This window comes from Salmonella sp. NW722 (genome assembly GCF_051702785.1).
Classification (GTDB): domain Bacteria; phylum Pseudomonadota; class Gammaproteobacteria; order Enterobacterales; family Enterobacteriaceae; genus Salmonella; species Salmonella enterica.
This window is the reverse complement of sequence record NZ_JAMMIN010000004.1, coordinates 189,728-207,889: the sequence shown is the minus strand read 5'-3', so window position 1 is coordinate 207,889 and position 18,162 is coordinate 189,728. Positions and strand designations below refer to the sequence as shown.

At 49.0% G+C, this 18,162-nt stretch carries 19 protein-coding genes and 1 tRNA gene; 9 read left to right on the top strand and 11 right to left on the bottom strand.

Going from position 1 to position 18,162, the window contains the following annotated elements:
- Position 1: 1 nt before the first annotated feature.
- Positions 2-496, bottom strand: coding sequence for a peptidylprolyl isomerase B (gene ppiB, locus NA330_RS11325; protein WP_000255991.1), 495 nt, complete (start codon positions 494-496; stop codon positions 2-4).
- A gap of 172 nt (positions 497-668) precedes the next feature.
- Here ppiB and cysS point away from each other — a divergent pair, with 172 nt between their 5' ends.
- A complete protein-coding gene (gene cysS, locus NA330_RS11320) occupies positions 669-2,054 on the top strand; it encodes a cysteine--tRNA ligase (RefSeq protein WP_023241824.1) in 1,386 nt (461 codons plus the stop codon).
- 43 nt (positions 2,055-2,097) lie between these two features.
- Here cysS and NA330_RS11315 read toward each other — a convergent pair whose 3' ends face one another.
- The 5 genes from NA330_RS11315 to folD form a co-directional block, all read right to left on the bottom strand.
- Positions 2,098-2,922 (bottom strand): DUF2145 domain-containing protein, encoded by an 825-nt coding sequence (locus NA330_RS11315; protein ID WP_000819123.1) that lies wholly within the window; start codon positions 2,920-2,922, stop codon positions 2,098-2,100.
- Positions 2,919-3,356: an STM0539 family protein gene (locus NA330_RS11310; RefSeq protein ID WP_023241825.1), complete on the bottom strand. Its 438-nt coding sequence runs from the start codon at positions 3,354-3,356 to the stop codon at positions 2,919-2,921. The genes NA330_RS11315 and NA330_RS11310 overlap by 4 nt, the downstream gene beginning before the upstream one ends.
- Positions 3,349-3,894 (bottom strand): metal-dependent hydrolase, encoded by a 546-nt coding sequence (locus NA330_RS11305; protein WP_023241826.1) that lies wholly within the window; start codon positions 3,892-3,894, stop codon positions 3,349-3,351. Before NA330_RS11305 ends, NA330_RS11310 begins: the two co-directional genes overlap by 8 nt.
- Before the next feature lie 127 nt (positions 3,895-4,021).
- A complete protein-coding gene (gene ybcJ, locus NA330_RS11300; protein WP_000190278.1) occupies positions 4,022-4,234 on the bottom strand; it encodes a ribosome-associated protein YbcJ in 213 nt (70 codons plus the stop codon).
- A gap of 1 nt (position 4,235) precedes the next feature.
- Positions 4,236-5,102 carry a bifunctional methylenetetrahydrofolate dehydrogenase/methenyltetrahydrofolate cyclohydrolase FolD gene (gene folD, locus NA330_RS11295; RefSeq protein WP_000729165.1) on the bottom strand — a complete coding sequence of 289 codons (867 nt, stop codon included), beginning with the start codon at positions 5,100-5,102 and terminating at the stop codon, positions 4,236-4,238.
- A gap of 546 nt (positions 5,103-5,648) precedes the next feature.
- On the opposite strand from folD, the gene fimA reads away from it, so the two are divergent.
- From fimA to sfmF, 6 genes are all read left to right on the top strand, one after another.
- Positions 5,649-6,206: a type 1 fimbrial protein subunit FimA gene (fimA, locus tag NA330_RS11290; RefSeq protein ID WP_000681029.1), complete on the top strand. Its 558-nt coding sequence runs from the start codon at positions 5,649-5,651 to the stop codon at positions 6,204-6,206.
- A gap of 74 nt (positions 6,207-6,280) precedes the next feature.
- The gene (gene fimI / locus NA330_RS11285) at positions 6,281-6,814 is read left to right on the top strand and encodes a type 1 fimbrial protein subunit FimI (RefSeq protein WP_000619619.1); all 534 of its coding nucleotides are present in this window, start codon (positions 6,281-6,283) and stop codon (positions 6,812-6,814) included.
- Positions 6,815-6,857: 43 nt separating this feature from the next.
- Positions 6,858-7,550, top strand: a complete 693-nt coding sequence (fimC, locus tag NA330_RS11280; RefSeq protein WP_023241827.1) for a type 1 fimbria chaperone FimC — start codon at positions 6,858-6,860, stop codon at positions 7,548-7,550.
- 30 nt (positions 7,551-7,580) lie between these two features.
- Positions 7,581-10,193: a fimbrial biogenesis usher protein gene (locus NA330_RS11275; RefSeq protein ID WP_023241828.1), complete on the top strand. Its 2,613-nt coding sequence runs from the start codon at positions 7,581-7,583 to the stop codon at positions 10,191-10,193.
- A gap of 14 nt (positions 10,194-10,207) precedes the next feature.
- Positions 10,208-11,215, top strand: a complete 1,008-nt coding sequence (gene fimH, locus NA330_RS11270; protein ID WP_000708649.1) for a type 1 fimbria D-mannose specific adhesin FimH — start codon at positions 10,208-10,210, stop codon at positions 11,213-11,215.
- Positions 11,216-11,224: 9 nt separating this feature from the next.
- Positions 11,225-11,743 carry a fimbria assembly protein gene (sfmF, locus tag NA330_RS11265; protein WP_000577507.1) on the top strand — a complete coding sequence of 173 codons (519 nt, stop codon included), beginning with the start codon at positions 11,225-11,227 and terminating at the stop codon, positions 11,741-11,743.
- Between the two features lie 45 nt (positions 11,744-11,788).
- On the opposite strand, the gene fimZ is transcribed toward sfmF, so the two are convergent.
- The 4 genes from fimZ to fimW form a co-directional block, all read right to left on the bottom strand.
- Positions 11,789-12,421: a fimbria biosynthesis transcriptional regulator FimZ gene (fimZ, locus tag NA330_RS11260; RefSeq protein ID WP_000801273.1), complete on the bottom strand. Its 633-nt coding sequence runs from the start codon at positions 12,419-12,421 to the stop codon at positions 11,789-11,791.
- Between the two features lie 603 nt (positions 12,422-13,024).
- Complete coding sequence (gene fimY / locus NA330_RS11255; RefSeq protein WP_001258123.1) at positions 13,025-13,747, bottom strand: fimbria biosynthesis regulator FimY; 723 nt, start codon at positions 13,745-13,747, stop codon at positions 13,025-13,027.
- An 18-nt stretch (positions 13,748-13,765) separates the two neighbouring features.
- Positions 13,766-14,077, bottom strand: a complete 312-nt coding sequence (locus NA330_RS11250; protein ID WP_023241829.1) for a hypothetical protein — start codon at positions 14,075-14,077, stop codon at positions 13,766-13,768.
- Between the two features lie 161 nt (positions 14,078-14,238).
- Positions 14,239-14,835, bottom strand: a complete 597-nt coding sequence (fimW, locus tag NA330_RS11245; protein WP_000948629.1) for a fimbria biosynthesis transcriptional regulator FimW — start codon at positions 14,833-14,835, stop codon at positions 14,239-14,241.
- 254 nt (positions 14,836-15,089) lie between these two features.
- On the opposite strand from fimW, the gene NA330_RS11240 reads away from it, so the two are divergent.
- Together NA330_RS11240 and NA330_RS11235 are read left to right on the top strand one after the other, a co-directional pair.
- Positions 15,090-15,166 (top strand) — tRNA-Arg (locus tag NA330_RS11240).
- A gap of 183 nt (positions 15,167-15,349) precedes the next feature.
- Positions 15,350-16,449, top strand: a protein-coding gene (locus NA330_RS11235) for an IS3 family transposase (protein ID WP_198879419.1) whose coding sequence is annotated in 2 segments (ribosomal slippage) — positions 15,350-15,605 and positions 15,605-16,449 — 1,101 coding nt in all. Because the reading frame shifts where the segments join, the coding sequence is not laid out codon by codon here.
- Positions 16,450-16,670: 221 nt separating this feature from the next.
- On the opposite strand, the gene NA330_RS11230 is transcribed toward NA330_RS11235, so the two are convergent.
- Positions 16,671-18,158 carry a hypothetical protein gene (locus tag NA330_RS11230; RefSeq protein WP_000622958.1) on the bottom strand — a complete coding sequence of 496 codons (1,488 nt, stop codon included), beginning with the start codon at positions 18,156-18,158 and terminating at the stop codon, positions 16,671-16,673.
- Positions 18,159-18,162 lie beyond the last annotated feature (4 nt).

Here is an 18,162-nt window from a genome sequence, read left to right as displayed (position 1 = left end):
ATTACTCGCTGACGGTCACGTTTTCAATGATGACGTCTTCTTTTGGTACGTCCTGGTGCATACCGCTACGGCCAGTGGCGACGCCTTTGATTTTATCTACCACGTCCATACCTTCTACGACTTCCGCAAAGACGCAGTAGCCCCAGCCCTGCAGACTTTCGCCGGAGAAGTTCAGGAAGTCGTTGTCTGCCACGTTGATGAAGAATTGCGCGGTAGCCGAGTGTGGCGCCTGAGTACGCGCCATCGCCAGCGTACCACGGGTATTTTTCAGACCATTGTTGGCTTCGTTTTTGATCGCCTCTTTGGTGGCTTTCTGTTTCATGCCCGGCTCAAAGCCGCCGCCCTGAATCATAAAACCGTTAATCACACGGTGGAAAATGGTGTTGTTGTAAAAACCTTCGCGGCAGTAGTCCAGGAAGTTTTTAACTGTTTCAGGCGCTTTATCATCAAAGGTTTTGATTACGATATCGCCGTGATTAGTGTGGAAAGTAACCATTTTTGCATCCTGTTCCAAGAGATTGGTGCTTTAGCCCGCAATGGGGCACATATAGGGGCTTGTTATAGCATAACCGTAAGCTGCGATCACCTTGCAAAGTGTGCTGCTTCGATTACGAATAATATGTATCATACGGAGATTATTACCCACACACGTCTATACGGAATCTTCGATGTTAAAAATTTTTAATACACTGACGCGCCAAAAAGAGGAATTCAAACCCATTCATGCCGGGGAAGTCGGCATGTACGTGTGTGGTATCACCGTTTACGATCTCTGCCACATTGGCCACGGACGCACGTTTGTCGCTTTTGACGTTGTCGCGCGCTATTTGCGTTTTCTCGGTTATAAGCTGAAGTATGTGCGTAACATTACCGATATCGACGATAAAATTATTAAACGCGCCAATGAAAATGGCGAAAGTTTTGTCGCGCTGGTCGACAGAATGATTGCGGAAATGCATCAGGACTTTGACGCGCTGAATATTCTGCGTCCGGACAGCGAGCCGCGTGCGACGCACCATATTCAGGAAATTATCGAGCTCACCCGCACCTTAATCGAGAAAGGGCACGCCTATGTGGCGGATAACGGCGATGTGATGTTCGATGTACCGACCGATCCGACTTATGGGCAGCTTTCCCGTCAGGATCTTGAGCAGCTTCAGGCGGGCGCGCGCGTGGATGTCGTTGACGTGAAGCGTAACCCGATGGACTTCGTGCTGTGGAAAATGTCGAAAGAGGGCGAGCCGAGCTGGCCGTCGCCGTGGGGCGAAGGGCGTCCGGGCTGGCACATTGAATGTTCGGCAATGAACTGTAAGCAGTTGGGCAACCATTTTGATATTCACGGCGGCGGTTCCGATCTGATGTTCCCGCACCATGAAAACGAGATTGCCCAGTCTACCTGCGCCCACGACGGCGAATACGTCAACTACTGGATGCACTCCGGTATGGTGATGGTGGATCGCGAGAAGATGTCCAAATCGCTGGGCAACTTCTTTACCGTGCGCGACGTGCTGAAATACTACGATGCGGAAACCGTGCGCTACTTCCTGATGTCCGGGCATTACCGTAGCCAACTGAACTACAGCGAAGAGAACCTCAAGCAGGCGCGCGCCTCGCTGGAGCGGCTATACACTGCATTGCGTGGAACGGATAAATCAGCGGCCCCGGCGGGCGGCGAGGCGTTTGAAGCGCGTTTCGTCGAGGCGATGAATGACGATTTCAATACACCGGAAGCCTACTCCGTCCTGTTTGATATGGCGCGTGAAGTCAACCGTCTGAAGGGCGAAGATATGACCGCCGCGAATGCGATGGCGTCTCATCTGCGGAAGATTTCCGGCGTGCTGGGACTGCTGGAACAGGAGCCGGATGTTTTCCTGCAAAGCGGCGCGCAGGCGGATGACGGTGAAGTTGCGGAAATTGAAGCCTTGATTCAACAGCGTCTGGATGCCCGTAAAGCGAAAGACTGGGCGGCGGCGGACGCGGCGCGCGATCGTCTCACTGAAATGGGTATTATTCTGGAAGATGGCCAGCAGGGCACCACCTGGCGGCGTAAGTAAGCGCTTTTACAGGCCGCTCTATTTGCATAGAACGGCCTGTTTTTTATTTTTTCGCACCGGGCGAAAGATAAACACACACCGACTCCCCCAGATTCTGATGTTCACACCCGGGTATTGCCCGGCTGTAATGGGCAATAAAGCGGATGACGCTGTCGCCGCTGTTTAGCCCCACATTTCCTTTTCGCAGCAATTCTGCTGGCTGATCGTCGGTGAAAACGTTAGGGGTGAACAGTTTTGCGCCTAATCGTTCAAAAGTGCCAGCACTAACGATAGAGGGTTGATAACCCTGAAGCTGCAACCAGCGGCGGGCATCATTACGTGACCAAACCTGCGCATCGTTTGCTCGCGCAAACACTTCGAGAAGCCAGCCATTCGAATTCTGATAAGGGCCGGAAAAAGGCCACGCAATCAGGTTATAGCGGGGACTGTGGAAGAGATTGAGTTTGGTAGCGCTATGTAAGAGCGTTTGTAATGCCGTCGCGATATCTGAACGCGGGCGCAAAACGGCAATGCTCTGATTCACCAGGTCATCAGCCAGAAACTCATACAGACCTTGTATATAGAGCGCTGATTCAGCGGTTCCGCAAGTATTCAGATTATGGTAAACCCGCCAGTCTCCGTTTGGCTGGCGCATGGCATAGCCAGCATGTGACCAGGTTAAATGTCGGCTCGACATATCTTGCCCCTGGCGAACCAGAATGACGACCGGATCGGATTGACTGTTAAGCTGTTGTTTGAGCTGTAGCGCCTGATCCATTGTCGCTGCGATGCTCTCCGGCGTGTTTGCTTTTTGGTGACAGTTAGCACTGTCTGCATAAGCGTTGAGCGAGATTGCGCTGAGCCACAGGGCAAACGCGAACCGCTTCATTTGGCCGGTACCGTCTGGTTGCTGGAAAGTCCTGCGTCGTCCTGATTTACCATATGGGCAAGGACTTTGCCCTCTTTTTTCAAATAAGCGCCGGTGCCTTCCTGCGTTTTTTCCAGAGTGACTTTATCACCTGCTTTGAGGTTGCCTTCTTTGACGACATGTAGCGGAACTTGCATTTTAATGTCTTTGTTATCGGGGGACTTAGTGGTTAACAGCGCGGTTTTTTGCTTTTTATTTTCGACAACAGATCCAATGATCAGGTTGAGCGGCAGCAGTACGGGGGAGAGTATAATTCCGCTAACCAGTGCGGAACTGCCCACGCTGACAACCGCAGACGATGCCGCATACCAGCCAGTGGCAGACATTTCTTCGCTATAGCTGGCGTGGGAAAATGAGAAACAGATGACCGCGGCGGCGAATGTCATTTTATTCATATTGATTCCTTTTAATATGCGTTTTAAGTACCCATAGAAATAACACTAAAATACTTCCCGGCAACCACACCCACAGCAATTCTGAGAGAATGACCTGATGTCCATACGGCGTGATGTAGCTTGAAAGCGCGAACGGCGCGACTTTAATCACCTGCCAGGGCGCAAAAAAACGTTCATCTGACCATGGCCACAGCCAGCCGACGCCTTTACCACCTGTGGTGATCGAATCCAGCAGGCTGTGCGACAACAATGAAACGGTTAAAAACAGCCAGCAGCGCACCTGCCCCGCTCGAAACCATCGTCGTCCCGCGAGTACGCACAACAGGGGGAGGACGAATGCGAAAAGTAAAGAGTGGGTAAATCCGCGATGGCCGAACACGTTGCCGTAGGCGATGCCAAATTTAAAGGCCAGCACGTCGGCATCGGGGAGTATCGCCAGCACAACACCGGCAAACAGCAGGCGAGGAGGGATAACTTTCAGGCCTAAGCCTGCGCCAAAACACAGGGGAACGGCGGCGTGGGTGATAACGGTAGGCATAGCGATGGTTCACAGGGAAATAGCCATGCTAGCAGTTGGAACGCAGAGGATTAAGTGGATGATTATCTGAAAAGACAGCGTAATCAGGCCGGATAAGACGCTTTGCGTCGCTATCCGGCACTCTGTATCAGGCCACGACGTTCACACTTTGGCCTTCAAAGCTAACGGTTTGCCCGGCGACAATTTTGCAGCGTTTACGCGTTTCAACCGCGCCATCAACCTTCACCAACCCGTCGGCAATGGCGATTTTCGCCTGTGCGCCGCTTTCGCTCCAGCCTTCCAGCTTGAGCAGATCGCACAGCTCGACGTGCGGGTGCTTGCCTAAAGAGAATGTCGCCATGTTATTTTCCTTGTGGATCGTGATATTCAATGCACGCCTGCAGCGTGTTTTCGATAAGCGTAGCGACCGTCATCGGGCCGACGCCGCCCGGAACTGGCGTGATGTATGACGCGCGCGCCGCGGCTTCGTCAAACACGACGTCGCCAACGACCTTGCCATTTTCCAGACGGTTAATACCGACATCAATCACAATTGCGCCTTCTTTAATCCATTCGCCGGGAATAAAGCCCGGTTTACCTACGGCGACAATGAGCAAATCAGCATGCTCGACATGGTGACGCAGATCTTTTGTAAAGCGGTGCGTAACGGTAGTCGTACAGCCAGCCAGCAGCAGCTCCATGCTCATCGGGCGTCCAACGATATTGGACGCGCCAATGACCACCGCATTCAGGCCGTAGGTATCAATATTGTAACGCTCAAGCAGGGTCACAATACCGCGGGGCGTACAGGGACGCAGGCGTGGCGCACGCTGGCACAGACGACCGACATTATAAGGATGGAAACCGTCTACGTCTTTATCTGGCGCGATACGCTCCAGCACTTTAACGTTGTCGATACCTGCCGGTAAAGGCAACTGCACCAGAATACCGTCGATCGTGTTATCTGCATTCAGAGTATCGATAAGCGCCAGCAGTTCGGCTTCGCTGGTGGTTTCTGGCAGGTCATAGGAGCGGGAGACGAACCCCACTTCGTCGCACGCTTTACGTTTGCTTGCGACATAAATCTGTGAGGCCGGATTGCTGCCGACCAACACCACAGCCAGGCCGGGAGCGCGAAGTCCTGCTGCGACGCGTGCCTGAACTTTTTGAGCAACCTCAGATCGCACCTGCTGCGCAATCGTTTTACCGTCAATAATCTTTGCTGCCATCAGAGAGAAGATTCCATCTGTTACTTCAAGTCAAAGGGGATGACGCTATTTTGTCAGAAGCGGGCCTCGCTGTCAGTTAACGTTTGTGTTTCCGATGCAAACGCGACGTCTCCCCCGTTCGTTGCCGATGCTGAGACGTGACCCGTAAGCGCGCCATGATTAACCAAAAAGAAACAATTCATCACCCTGGCTATGGTTACCGTAATCCCTCGTCGTTAATAGCATCGGGCGGCATAATGCGACATTTTATACAAAATAAGATTAGACCCTTCTTATATCCCAATAAGAATTAGCTTAGGTCATTAAAAGAGTTTGCGGCTATTTTTTATTTAGCGAAATGTTTAATTTATTACCGTGACGAAATGTCATATTCGCAAAGATTAATTACTGCGTCTGATACTCAGGGGAGAAACAGAAAACTAATTAATCTGCGATATCTATCTTTACAGGATGCAGAGATAACTTTTCTGACATGCTATGTCGATAATAATTCAAACGGAGCCGACAGGATGCCGAAACCGGGTGTGTGTAATTCAAGGGAAATCCATGAAACATAAATTAATGACCTCTACTATTGCGAGTCTGATGTTTGTCGCTGGCGCAGCGGTTGCGGCTGATCCTACTCCGGTGAGCGTGAGTGGCGGTACTATTCATTTCGAAGGTAAACTGGTTAATGCAGCCTGTGCCGTTAGCACTAAATCCGCCGATCAAACGGTGACGCTGGGTCAATACCGTACCGCCAGCTTTACGGCGATTGGTGATACGACCGCGCAGGTGCCTTTCTCCATCGTCCTGAATGACTGCGATCCGAAAGTGGCAGCCACCGCTGCCGTGGCTTTCTCTGGTCAGGCAGATAACACCAACACTAATTTGCTGGCGGTCTCCTCTGCGGACAATAGCACTACCGCAACCGGCGTCGGGATTGAGATTCTTGATAATACCTCTTCACCGTTGAAGCCGGACGGCGCGACCTTCTCGGCGAAGCAGGCGCTGGTTGAAGGCACCAATACGCTGCGTTTTACCGCACGCTATAAGGCAACCGCCGCCGCCACGACGCCAGGCCAGGCTAATGCCGACGCCACCTTTATCATGAAATACGAATAATCCCGTCAGGGAACGCCAGGGAAGGGAGGCGCCTCAACGGAAGAGGCTATCGGGGATAAAAGAGAACATAGCAGATGATAAGGAAAGGCGCGGCGCTAGTGGGGCTTGTTTTGATGTCGCCCGTTATTGCGCAGCCGGTAATGGTGGAGAGCGGGCGTGTTCACCTGCGCGGACAACTGGTCAATGGCGGCTGCGCTGTCGCCACTGAAAGCCAGGATTTGCGCGTACTGATGGGACAGTACCGCACGAATGCGTTTACCGGTCCTGGCAGCTTCGCTCCCGTCAGCGTTCCATTTTCGTTACGGTTAATCTCCTGTAGCGCGGAGGTCTGGCGTCATGTCGGCATTGCGTTTGCCGGCGTTACGCCTGCGGAAGATCCCCATGTTTTTCTGGCTAGCGGCGAGGGTATCGGTAATGCCGGAATCGGCCTGGCATTATTTGATGACCAGCAGCGGCAAATCATACCTAACACGTTACCGCTTCATTACACGCCCATTTTAACGTCAGAAATGACTTTGCATTTTACTGCCCGCTATCGGGCAATTTCAGAAAATATGACGCCGGGACGAATTCATACAGAAGTGTGGTTTACGCTGGTTTACCCATGAATTTTCTTGCCGACGTGACTCAATGCAAAAGGTATTTTTTACCATGCTGAATAGTATAAAAGTAGGCTTTATTGTTCTTCTCACGTTATTTACTTCGCTGAACGTACAGGCGGCGGGGGGGATTGCATTAGGCGCCACGCGCGTTATTTATCCCTCGGAGGCGAAACAGACTTCTCTGGCAATCAGTAATAGCGATACTCAAGAACGTTACCTCGTCAATTCATGGATCGAAAATAGCGCCGGGCAGAAAGAAAAAACGTTTATCGTTACGCCGCCTTTATTCGTCAGCGAACCCAAAAGCGAAAACACGCTGCGTATTATCTACGCCGGGCAACCGCTACCCGGGGATCGGGAGTCGTTATTCTGGATGAACGTGAAAGCCATCCCGTCGGTCGATAAAAGTCATATTGAAGGAAAAAACGTTCTGCAACTGGCGATTCTGTCGCGCATCAAACTGTTCGTGCGTCCGGCGAATTTGCCGCAAACGCCGGAAGACGCGCCGACCTTGCTGAAATTTTCCCGTGTCGGCAACCATCTCAAGATAACCAACCCATCTGCTTATTACCTCACGCTGGTCAATATCAGCGTGGGCGCGAAAAAGATTGATAACGTGATGATCGCGCCAAAAAGCGACATGCAAATTCCCTTACCGACTGGCGCGCAGGGCAGCGTGACATTTCAGACCGTCAATGATTACGGCGCATTGACGTCGGCGACAACGGCCAGTCTCGGTTAAGCAGAGAGCGTGAAGCCACACGAGAACACGATGAAGAAGACAACCTGGTTTGCAGGGCGATTTCCCGGCTATGTATCACCCTTAAGCGGCGTGGCGCTGTCGGTGCTGGCGGCGCTGTGTCCGCTGACGAGCCGCGGCGAAAGTTATTTCAACCCTGCGTTTTTGTCGGCGGATACCGCGTCCGTGGCGGATTTATCTCGCTTTGAAAAAGGTAATCATCAGCCGCCCGGTATTTACCGGGTGGATATCTGGCGTAACGACGAATTCGTAGCGACGCAGGATATTCGTTTTGAGGCGGGCACCGTGGGTGCCGGCGATAAATCCGGCGGCCTGATGCCTTGTTTTACACCGGAGTGGATTAAACGGCTGGGCGTGAATACCGCGGTGTTCCCTGTCTCAGATAAAGGCGTCGATACCACGTGTATTCACCTTCCTGAGAAAATCCCGGGCGCGGAGGTCGCGTTTGATTTCGCGTCGATGCGCTTAAACATTAGCTTGCCGCAGGCGTCATTGCTCAACAGCGCGCGTGGCTATATCCCGCCGGAAGAGTGGGATGAAGGGATACCTGCCGCACTCATTAATTACAGTTTTACCGGTAGCCGCGGAACAGACAGCGATAGCTATTTTTTGAGTCTGTCGAGCGGGTTGAACTATGGCCCCTGGCGGCTGCGTAATAACGGAGCCTGGAACTATTCGAAAGGGGACGGCTATCATTCGCAACGCTGGAACAACATTGGCACCTGGGTACAGCGCGCCATCATTCCGCTAAAAAGCGAACTGGTCATGGGGGACAGCAATACCGGGAACGATGTTTTCGACAGCGTCGGCTTTCGCGGAGCGCGGCTGTACTCTTCTGACAATATGTATCCCGATAGCCTGCAGGGCTACGCCCCCACGGTTAGAGGGATCGCCCGGACGGCGGCAAAGCTGACGATACGACAGAACGGGTATGTTATCTACCAAAGCTATGTGTCGCCGGGCGCGTTTGCGATTACCGATCTTAATCCTACCTCTTCCAGCGGCGACCTTGAGGTGACGGTAGATGAAAAAGACGGTAGCCAACAACGTTACACGGTGCCTTACTCTACCGTTCCGCTATTGCAGCGTGAGGGCAGGGTGAAGTATGACCTGGTGGCCGGGGATTTTCGCAGCGGCAATAGTCAGCAGTCTTCGCCATTCTTTTTCCAGGGAACGGTGATTGCCGGCCTGCCTGCGGGGCTGACGGCTTACGGCGGTACGCAACTTGCCGATCGTTACCGTGCTGTGGTGGTCGGGGCGGGGCGAAATTTGGGCGACTGGGGAGCCGTGTCGGTCGATGTCACACATGCGCGTAGCCAACTGGCAGATGACAGCACCCATCAGGGGCAATCGTTGCGTTTTCTGTACGCCAAATCGCTGAATAATTACGGGACTAATTTTCAATTGCTGGGCTACCGCTATTCCACGCGCGGATTTTACACCCTGGATGATGTGGCATACCGCAGTATGGAAGGGTACGACTACGAATACGATAGCGACGGACGCCGCCATAAAGTGCCGGTGGCGCAGAGCTACCACAATCTCCGTTACAGCAAAAAAGGCCGCTTTCAGGTCAATATTTCGCAAAACCTGGGGGATTACGGGTCACTGTATCTTTCCGGCAGTCAACAAAATTACTGGAATACGGCGGATACCAATACCTGGTATCAACTGGGATACGCCAGTGGATGGCAAGGCATAAGTTATTCGCTGTCATGGTCGTGGAACGAGTCGGTGGGGATCTCAGGCGCCGATCGCATTCTGGCATTCAATATGTCCGTTCCGTTTAGCGTTCTGACCGGACGGCGCTATGCGCGCGACACTATTCTTGATCGTACTTATGCCACGTTTAACGCCAACCGCAACCGCGACGGCGACAATAGCTGGCAGACCGGCGTGGGCGGCACGCTTCTGGAAGGACGTAATCTGAGCTACAGCGTGACGCAGGGTCGTAGCAGTACCAATGGTTATAGCGGCAGCGCCAGCGCTAGCTGGCAGGCGACGTATGGCACGCTGGGCGTGGGATATAACTACGATCGCGATCAGCATGACTATAACTGGCAACTTTCCGGCGGCGTGGTCGGTCATGCGGATGGTATTACGTTTAGCCAACCGTTGGGCGATACCAATGTCTTGATTAAAGCGCCGGGAGCGAAAGGCGTGCGCATCGAAAACCAGACCGGCGTGAAAACGGACTGGCGGGGCTATGCGGTAATGCCCTACGCCACGGTATATCGCTATAACCGCGTCGCGTTAGATACCAACACGATGGACAACCATACCGATGTCGAAAATAACGTCAGCAGCGTAGTGCCGACAGAGGGCGCGCTGGTGCGGGCCGCTTTTGATACGCGGATAGGCGTAAGGGCAATCATTACCGCGAGGCTTGGCGGACGTCCGTTACCGTTTGGCGCGATAGTACGAGAAACCGCCAGCGGCATTACCAGTATGGTCGGCGATGACGGACAAATTTATCTGAGCGGCTTGCCGCTAAAAGGTGAACTGTTCATCCAGTGGGGAGAGGGGAAAAACGCGCGTTGTATCGCCCCTTACGCCCTGGCGGAGGACAGCCTGAAGCAGGCGATTACGATAGCCAGCGCAACCTGTATCCGTCCGGCGTCATAAAAGGAAAAATAGAGATGAAAATATACTCAGCGCTATTGCTGGCGGGGACCGCGCTCTTTTTCACCCATCCCGCGCTGGCGACGGTTTGCCGTAATTCAAACGGGACGGCGACCGATATCTTTTACGACCTGTCAGATGTTTTCACCAGCGGCAATAATCAGCCGGGACAGGTGGTGACGCTGCCGGAAAAATCAGGTTGGGTCGGCGTAAACGCGACGTGCCCGGCGGGGACAACGGTAAATTATACCTACCGAAGCTATGTATCAGAATTACCGGTACAAAGCACCGAAGGAAATTTTAAATACCTCAAGCTGAATGACTACCTTCTGGGCGCGATGAGCATAACCGATAGTGTCGCTGGCGTATTTTATCCGCCCCGTAACTATATTCTCATGGGCGTCGACTCTAACGTGTCGCAGCAAAAGCCGTTTGGCGTGCAGGACTCAAAGCTGGTTTTTAAATTAAAAGTGATACGGCCTTTTATTAATATGGTGACGATCCCTCGCCAGACAATGTTTACTGTCTATGTGACGACCTCTACCGGCGACGCGTTGAGCACGCCGGTGTATACCATTAGCTACAGCGGCAAAGTGGAAGTACCGCAAAACTGTGAAGTGAATGCCGGACAGGTCGTGGAGTTTGATTTCGGCGATATCGGCGCGTCGTTATTTAGTCAGGCGGGGGCGGGTAATCGTCCGCAAGGCGTCACGCCGCAAACGAAAACTATCGCTATTAAATGTACCAACGTCGCGGCGCAGGCCTATTTATCGATGCGGCTTGAAGCCGAAAAGGCCTCAGGGCAGGCGATGGTGTCCGATAATCCGGATTTAGGCTTTGTGGTTGCTAATAGCAACGGTACGCCGCTCACACCCAATAATTTGTCGAGTAAAATTCCGTTTCATCTTGATGATAACGCCGCCGCTCGCGTAGGTATTCGCGCCTGGCCGATCAGCGTGACGGGGAATAAACCGGCGGAAGGGCCGTTTACTGCGCGCGGCTATCTACGAGTCGATTATGATTAAGGAGGCATAATGATCTTTCGGCGCGTTTTCATCGCTATCGGTTGTGTTTTGTTCAGCCCGCTGAGTCAGGCCAACTCATCTCTGGGCGAAGTGAATATTGAACTGCGCGGTAACGTGGTGGATTTTACCTGCGCCGTGGTGGCGGGCGACAGTAACAAATCGGTTAACCTCGGCACCTGGCCGACAAAACAGCTTCACGCCGCCGGTGACGCCACGCAACCGGTAGCCTTTAGCCTAAAACTTGAAGGCTGCCCGCCGGGGTCGGCGTCTATAACGTTTTCCGGGACGCCAGCGCCCGGCACGGCATTACTGGCGCTTGCTGATACGGCAATGGCGCAAAAACTGGCGATTGAAATTCGCGATGGCGATCAACGTCGATTGCCGCTTGAGCAGGCCAGCAAGGCCGTCGATATTGACAACAACGGCAATGCTACCCTGAAATTCTATGCGAACTATATCGCCTTAGCCGATGGCGTGCAGCCCGGACTTGCTAACGCGGATGCGACCTTCCTGATCAATTACAATTAGTGTCCGTTATTGTGGCTCCCGAACGATAATTCGTCGGGAGTACATTTACAATAATTCGTGTGATTTGGCGTAATCGATAAGCTCAACGATAGAGTGAAGGCCAAGTTTAGAAAATATATTGGCCTTATGCGCGCTGATAGTCTTGTTACTCAATAAAAGTTGCTCGGCAATTTCTTTGTTAGACATTCCATTGGCGAGATAGCGCAGCACGGTAACTTCGCGGTTAGATAGTGGCATATCATGGTGCCCACCTTTGGGGGTACGGGTATTACTGATGAAATTAAGCGTCTCAGATGGGAAAAAAGAATAGCCGGATAAAATCATTTTTACCGCATTATAAATATCATTGAGGTCTTTGCGTTTACTTACAAATCCGTTTGCGCCCGCTCTTATTGCTCTTCCGGCATAAAAAGCCTCTGATTTCGACGATAAAAAAAGTATCCGGGTATGTTCCTGGATAGATTTGATTCGTTTAAGTAAGGTAAAGCCGTCGGTGCCCGGTAATTCAATATCCAGAATGACAAGGTCAACAGGATAAGTGCGCAGATACTCTATCGCTGTTCGGCTATCATCCGTTTTCAGGACAACCTGAATATTGCTATTTTTACCGAGTAAAACTTCGATCGACATTCTTACAATAGGGTGTTCGTCCATAATGATAACAGATGCAGGTTTCATTGTTGTATGCCTCAGACTGTTATGCGTCCTTCGTTTTAGAATAAGCGTCAGACACCTTAAAGATTGTGAAATAGCCAGATCTACACACCACACAGTGGAGCAATAATAAAGAATGAGACCTCCCTGTTGACTGGCTATTTTTCGTAAGAGTAATAAATATGTGGAATATCCATTTCGCACCAACAAAAAAGAAATTTCTGATTAAGTAAAAACAATATGGATTATACCTGGTCTGATTTCTCGGAAAAGTCTTGCGAAATGCGAATTATGGATAGCGGGTAGGATATTCTGTGACGTTATAGAAAATTTGTTCGTGGTGGAGCTATTTTCTTTAGAGTTGACATTGAGTAGTTTAAACTGTTGTTTTTAAGTATAAAAATAACATGAAAGACTAATTGTTTAGTATTTGTTATGTAATAACAGAAAGATGTTGACGCTGGAGACCTCGAAAAACGAGGAGGAACAGGGGACGATGTAAGAAAAAATTTTTTATCGCTTACCAGGACGAGTTGTAAATATTAATTTTATGTGAAATATTTACATTTAATGGAAGTGAAAATAAGTAATTTCTTAAAAAATCTTATTCACCAAAACGTTACTCCGTTAAAAAATATCGTGGAAAGTAACGTTTAGCTGCTGGAGCAGCCGAAGAAAGCTTTGCCTGTGGGGAAGGTTAAGGAGGGTGATAAGTTGTTTAAGCCGGTAAACTACACGATGATAAGGTACGCTTTGCTGACGTGCTATTTCTTTTAAAGAGGCACCTTGCGCTAAAGTTTCAATCATCAACCAGTCAGTACGGCTAAAGCTTTCCGATAAGCGAGGTTCGGCGGCTGATAACAAGGCTTCGCGTACAGAGGCCAGATTTTGTCGTCGCGACAGGACAAAAAAACGCCCAGCCATACGGATAAACTGAGCTATAGCGGGGGTTTTATCTGATACCAGCAGGTAAAACTGGATATCGCTTTGTTGCCAACTGAGCGCGCGTAGCTGGTTAAGCGCCTCAATACAGGAGACAGGTAGCGTCTCCATATCTACAATCAGTTGTCTGAGCGACCCCTTTTCAATCCACAAAGAAATGTCATCTAATGAGCGGAATGCAGCGGTACGTTTTCCGGAAAATAAGTAGTGACTCAGCGAATAGCCGAGGTAGTTGTCAGTTGTAATTATTGCCTGAGAAATGATACCAACCGGCAAGGCATAATTGAGCTGTTGGTTCAGTAACTCAAGGCGATCAAATATCTGCGGCGTTGGAGAGTGATAACGGCAGGCGCAGTCTTTAGCATTTCTTAAACGGCGGTGTCTTTCCCTGCGTGGTACGCTGCGCATCCTGCTTTTTCCATTGCTCTAATATATATCTGGTAATATGGCTGGCCATAAATAACCTTGTTCCATCGTTGCACCAGCGTAAAAAGCAATGCTTCGTTGCTCTGATGTTTCAATGCCTTCCACCAGCATTAACTGCTGAAAAAAAACTTCGCTATCATGTTCTGACGGAAGTTGCGTCAGGACCTCATAGCCGATTAATTGCGCAGTTGAGAGATTAACGATTGGCTCAGATTTTAACAATTCGCTGTTGAGATATGAATGACGTATGGGCGAAGACGCCAGGTGTGGGGGATTTATCCTTTCCTTTAATAAAGTACCCTGTGCCACCAAACACTCCTCCAGGCATTTATGATGCAGCCATATATTTTCGACCCCTGAATCTATCAGGATATTATGGGCATCATTGTGGCAGCGTTAAAAAAATGCCTGTAGGTATCGTTACTTAATTATTGGTGAGATATTTCGTAAGCCTTGTAAAAAGTTAAGTGAGTTTACTTACTGAGTAAGAAATGAAGGTTAACTCTAATATATTTTAAAAACTGCTGCTCCGTTTTAACATGTAATTTTCGCATAATGCTCCGGCGGAGTGACTTTGTCTGCTCTTCAGAAAGTGAAAGTAAAGCGGCCGTTTCGCTTAAATGATAACCGCTGGCGATCAGTTTTAACAGGTGACGTTCTGTTACTGAAAAATGACGAGTCGTGCAGTAGTGGCAAATGCCAGAAGGGACGCTATGTCGAAGCGCTCGCTTATGTAAGATCAATATCATTTTCCGGGTAATTTCTTCAACATCATCTTCCCGATAAATATGCGGCAGCATATACAGACATGGTCTGAACATGAGCTTTTCTTTATCGCATTTATTACAAATAATCACCCGTAGCTGATGTTGGGTATGCATAGGTATCTGGTAACAGCCTGCGCTGAACCAATCATCATCCAGGGCCAGGAAAGCGATATCGGCATTATCTATCTCTTCTGGCGGCAGAAAGTCAATTTTCTGCTGCCATTGATTCGCCAGACGCGTCATGATGATTTTCAAACCATGCTCAAAGTGACTGTTTTGTTCCTTAATAGCGATACTCAGCATAAAAAATATCCTACACGGCAGGTGAATCATGGTGAAATATTAAAGAAACTGATTGATTATCTAAATACTGGCGGCCTTAATTCCCACTTTATGCGTGCTGAGATGTGTCCAGGCGATTTCCTGGAACCTGGCATTGCGCCAGAAAAGACGATATTCGTACACTTAGTCAGCAACCAGAACAAAAGCCATTGACTCAGGAGTGCCTGACCGTATAATTCTCGCGTTTCGTCTACACGAAGTCTTCACTTCACAAGGCGCCCTTAGCTCAGTTGGATAGAGCAACGGCCTTCTAAGCCGTGGGTCGCAGGTTCGAATCCTGCAGGGCGCGCCATTGATAAATCAAGCAGTTACATCAAAAAACCTATCATCTAAAATTATCTTGCAGTGTAAGTATCAGGGTAAGTTTTAAATCACCACTGTATTTTCGCATTATCTTGACCTTCCCCCTGTAAACAGTGCCAGTCTAAACTGAAGTTTCCGGTCTTTCTTCCATCTCACAGAAAGGCGCATTGTCATGAAAAAGACCCGTTATACCGAAGAACAGATTGCATTTGCCCTGAAACAGGCTGAAATCGGCACTCGCGTCGGGGAAGTCTGCAGAAAGATGGGAATTTCTGAGGCCACATTTTACAACTGGAAGAAAAAATTTGCCGGGCCGGGCGTAACGGAACTGCGGCGGCTGCGGCAACTGGAGGATGAGAATCAGCGGCTGAAGAAGCTGGGCGCTGAGCTGAGTCTGGATAAGGAGATGCTGCAGGAGGTACTAAAGCAAAAGTTCTGAGGTCGGCTCAGAAGCGCCAGGCGGTGACATTTTTGCTGGAGGCTTACCGTATCAGCGTCCGGCGGGGATGCGGGTTGCTGATGCAGAGCAGAACCGTTTACCACTGGCAGAGCCGGCGTGATGATCGGGCGATAACCCTGCGTATCCGGGAAATAGCGGAAACCCGGATACGCTACGGTTGCCCGCATATTCATATTCAGTTGCGCCGGGAGGGATGGCCTGTTAACCACAAGAAAACCCACCGGATTTATTGTCCGGAAGGCCTGAACCTGCGCAGAAAACGCCCCCGCAGACATGTCAGTGCAGCACGCCGTCAGCAGCGCCCGGTCCTGACGCATGTCGATCAGTGCTGGAGTATGGATTTTGTGTCAGATAATCCGTTTAACGGGCGGCGTTTTCGGGCGCTGACTGTAGTGGTTAATTTTAGTCGGGAATGCCTGGCGATCCATGCCGGAAAATTGTTAAAAGGCGAGGATGTGGTCAGAATAATGGAGGCACTGCGGGTACTAAATAAGCGGCTGCCGGTAGGTATCCAGACGGATAACGGCAGCGAGTTTATCTCAAAAAGTCTGGATAAATGGGTGTATGAACACGGCGTCACAATGGACTTCTCACGCTCCGGAAAGCCGACAGATAACCCGTTTATTGAATCATTTAACGGCAGTCTGCGGGATGAATGCCTGAACATTCACTGGTTCCTGTCACTGGAAGATGCGCAGGAAAAACCCGACAACTGGCGCAGGGAATACAATCATGAGAGAACGCATTCATCATTAAATGACATGACTCCGGCTGAATTTATCCGAAGTCTCCGGAAAGACGAAGGTCTCTGATTTAGCACTGTACTGAATTTGTGCCAGGGTCATTACTACTCCAACAAGTGGAAAGCACTTCTTAAGTTATTAGGGGAACGTTTTCAATACGTTAGGAGGAACGTTGTCAACAACTGATATTGTTACCAAGAGTGGCTAATAATTACAACACTTCCGGCTCGGTGGTGGCGTACCCATAAAGCCTTGTAGATTTCGGCAGGGCGCCCCTGCCGCTAATTATGTTAACTAATCGGGACAGACATCTTCTGGTTCAAATAAATATCAGGCTTAACCTCAATATATATATCATTTTGTATTATGCCATAATTCTTTAATGCCTTCCCTATGAATGGTCCTTCATAAATAGGGAATGGCCAGTTATCGTGATCATCACCTTTAGGGACATAAAGAATCATGTTTGTGCCATTATTCCTGTCGGTTGATATAACCTGATCTATTATATTCTGGCTTACCGCTTTAGCTTGGCTATAGCTTAAGTTAAGATTTATTGACTGCTTAAGAGTAGAGTTAGAAGTCAGCCCTTTATAGACTAAAATAATTGTACAAAAAGCCAGCAATGCATTTATCAGTTTTGTTCTGTCCTTGGCCAGAATGTCAATTGTGATGAAAGACGCCATGCTTACATACAGGAATCCCCCCCACATCACAACAGGTCGAGCAGCATAATAACTTCCTGCTCTGGCGCACAAAAGAACAAGCGCTATTAATGACAGCACTCCTGAAATAAACACAATAAAGAAAACAATGCTTTGGTCTCTATTTTTATTTCTTATTAATGAATACAATGATGATATTATTCCAATTGAAACGAGTGCGGTTGCTGAATATTTAAAAGCTGGTTGGACTTGTTCTATTAGGTAATTTAATACGCTTAATGTGCCATATATATCAAGTGAGCCAGAACCAAGGCTGGCAGCCCTTCCACCGTTGGCCTCATAAATCACAGCAACAACCCAAGCGGTTAGTGTGAATATTTGTAAGGTGCTTTCCTTTATTGTCTTCGTTATTGATAGTTTATTATTAATGAGCGAGAACAGTAGTGTCACTCCGCAAGTTATCGCTAATATAATATTAGCGAACATGCTGGAAAACACTGCAATATATGAAGCAAAAAATATCGACGAAGAATACCAAACACCATTTCTCTTTAAGATGTTAACATCGAAATTTCTATAATTTCTTATTACAAATATTGATAGCGCAGAGTTAATTAAAGCAGGTGCTATATAATGATAAAAACATGTTATGTTTACCTCCCATAGCATGTATAAGTTCTCATGATTGCCCTCTTTCAAGAAAATGAAAAAAATTGAAGCGTAGAAAAAAACAACAAAAATAGATGATCGTAAAAATCCAGCTGAGAGATTAACATTAAATAGCTGGAATAGTTGATGTAAGAACAAAGACAAAAGTATAGTGATGAAAATGGCTGTTATGATTGAAAATGATTCAAGAAATCCAAAACCAAGCGGCATTATAAGCGCAGTGGATAACTTTGCAAATAAAGGGTAGCCTAGCTCTGGCATTACCTTAATTGGGTTAGCGATCCCCCATTGAGGATATAATGCTCTAGTAGATGTCAGGTTTCCCCAATCATCTCCTGATATGATCACTGTTGGATGTGAAACTAAAAAAAAGTAAAGTGAAATTGCAGATATAATTGCAAATAAACCACATGTTAAAATTTTAGATTTATTGAAGGAAATCATAAAA

Bases quoted from the DNA above. Each gene is read 5' to 3' on its own strand.
- NA330_RS11305 (WP_023241826.1), bottom strand. From the start codon at position 3,894: ATGCCTACCGTTATCACCCACGCCGCCGTTCCCCTGTGTTTTGGCGCA.
- fimA (WP_000681029.1), top strand. From the start codon at position 5,649: ATGAAACATAAATTAATGACCTCTACTATTGCGAGTCTGATGTTTGTC.
- fimI (WP_000619619.1), top strand. From the start codon at position 6,281: ATGATAAGGAAAGGCGCGGCGCTAGTGGGGCTTGTTTTGATGTCGCCC.
- fimW (WP_000948629.1), bottom strand. From the start codon at position 14,835: ATGCTGAGTATCGCTATTAAGGAACAAAACAGTCACTTTGAGCATGGT.
- NA330_RS11310 (WP_023241825.1), bottom strand. From the start codon at position 3,356: ATGAATAAAATGACATTCGCCGCCGCGGTCATCTGTTTCTCATTTTCC.
- fimC (WP_023241827.1), top strand. From the start codon at position 6,858: ATGCTGAATAGTATAAAAGTAGGCTTTATTGTTCTTCTCACGTTATTT.
- fimZ (WP_000801273.1), bottom strand. From the start codon at position 12,421: ATGAAACCTGCATCTGTTATCATTATGGACGAACACCCTATTGTAAGA.
- sfmF (WP_000577507.1), top strand. From the start codon at position 11,225: ATGATCTTTCGGCGCGTTTTCATCGCTATCGGTTGTGTTTTGTTCAGC.
- folD (WP_000729165.1), bottom strand. From the start codon at position 5,102: ATGGCAGCAAAGATTATTGACGGTAAAACGATTGCGCAGCAGGTGCGA.
- NA330_RS11275 (WP_023241828.1), top strand. From the start codon at position 7,581: ATGAAGAAGACAACCTGGTTTGCAGGGCGATTTCCCGGCTATGTATCA.
- NA330_RS11230 (WP_000622958.1), bottom strand. From the start codon at position 18,158: ATGATTTCCTTCAATAAATCTAAAATTTTAACATGTGGTTTATTTGCA.
- fimH (WP_000708649.1), top strand. From the start codon at position 10,208: ATGAAAATATACTCAGCGCTATTGCTGGCGGGGACCGCGCTCTTTTTC.
- cysS (WP_023241824.1), top strand. From the start codon at position 669: ATGTTAAAAATTTTTAATACACTGACGCGCCAAAAAGAGGAATTCAAA.
- NA330_RS11315 (WP_000819123.1), bottom strand. From the start codon at position 2,922: ATGAAGCGGTTCGCGTTTGCCCTGTGGCTCAGCGCAATCTCGCTCAAC.
- ybcJ (WP_000190278.1), bottom strand. From the start codon at position 4,234: ATGGCGACATTCTCTTTAGGCAAGCACCCGCACGTCGAGCTGTGCGAT.
- ppiB (WP_000255991.1), bottom strand. From the start codon at position 496: ATGGTTACTTTCCACACTAATCACGGCGATATCGTAATCAAAACCTTT.
- fimY (WP_001258123.1), bottom strand. From the start codon at position 13,747: ATGCGCAGCGTACCACGCAGGGAAAGACACCGCCGTTTAAGAAATGCT.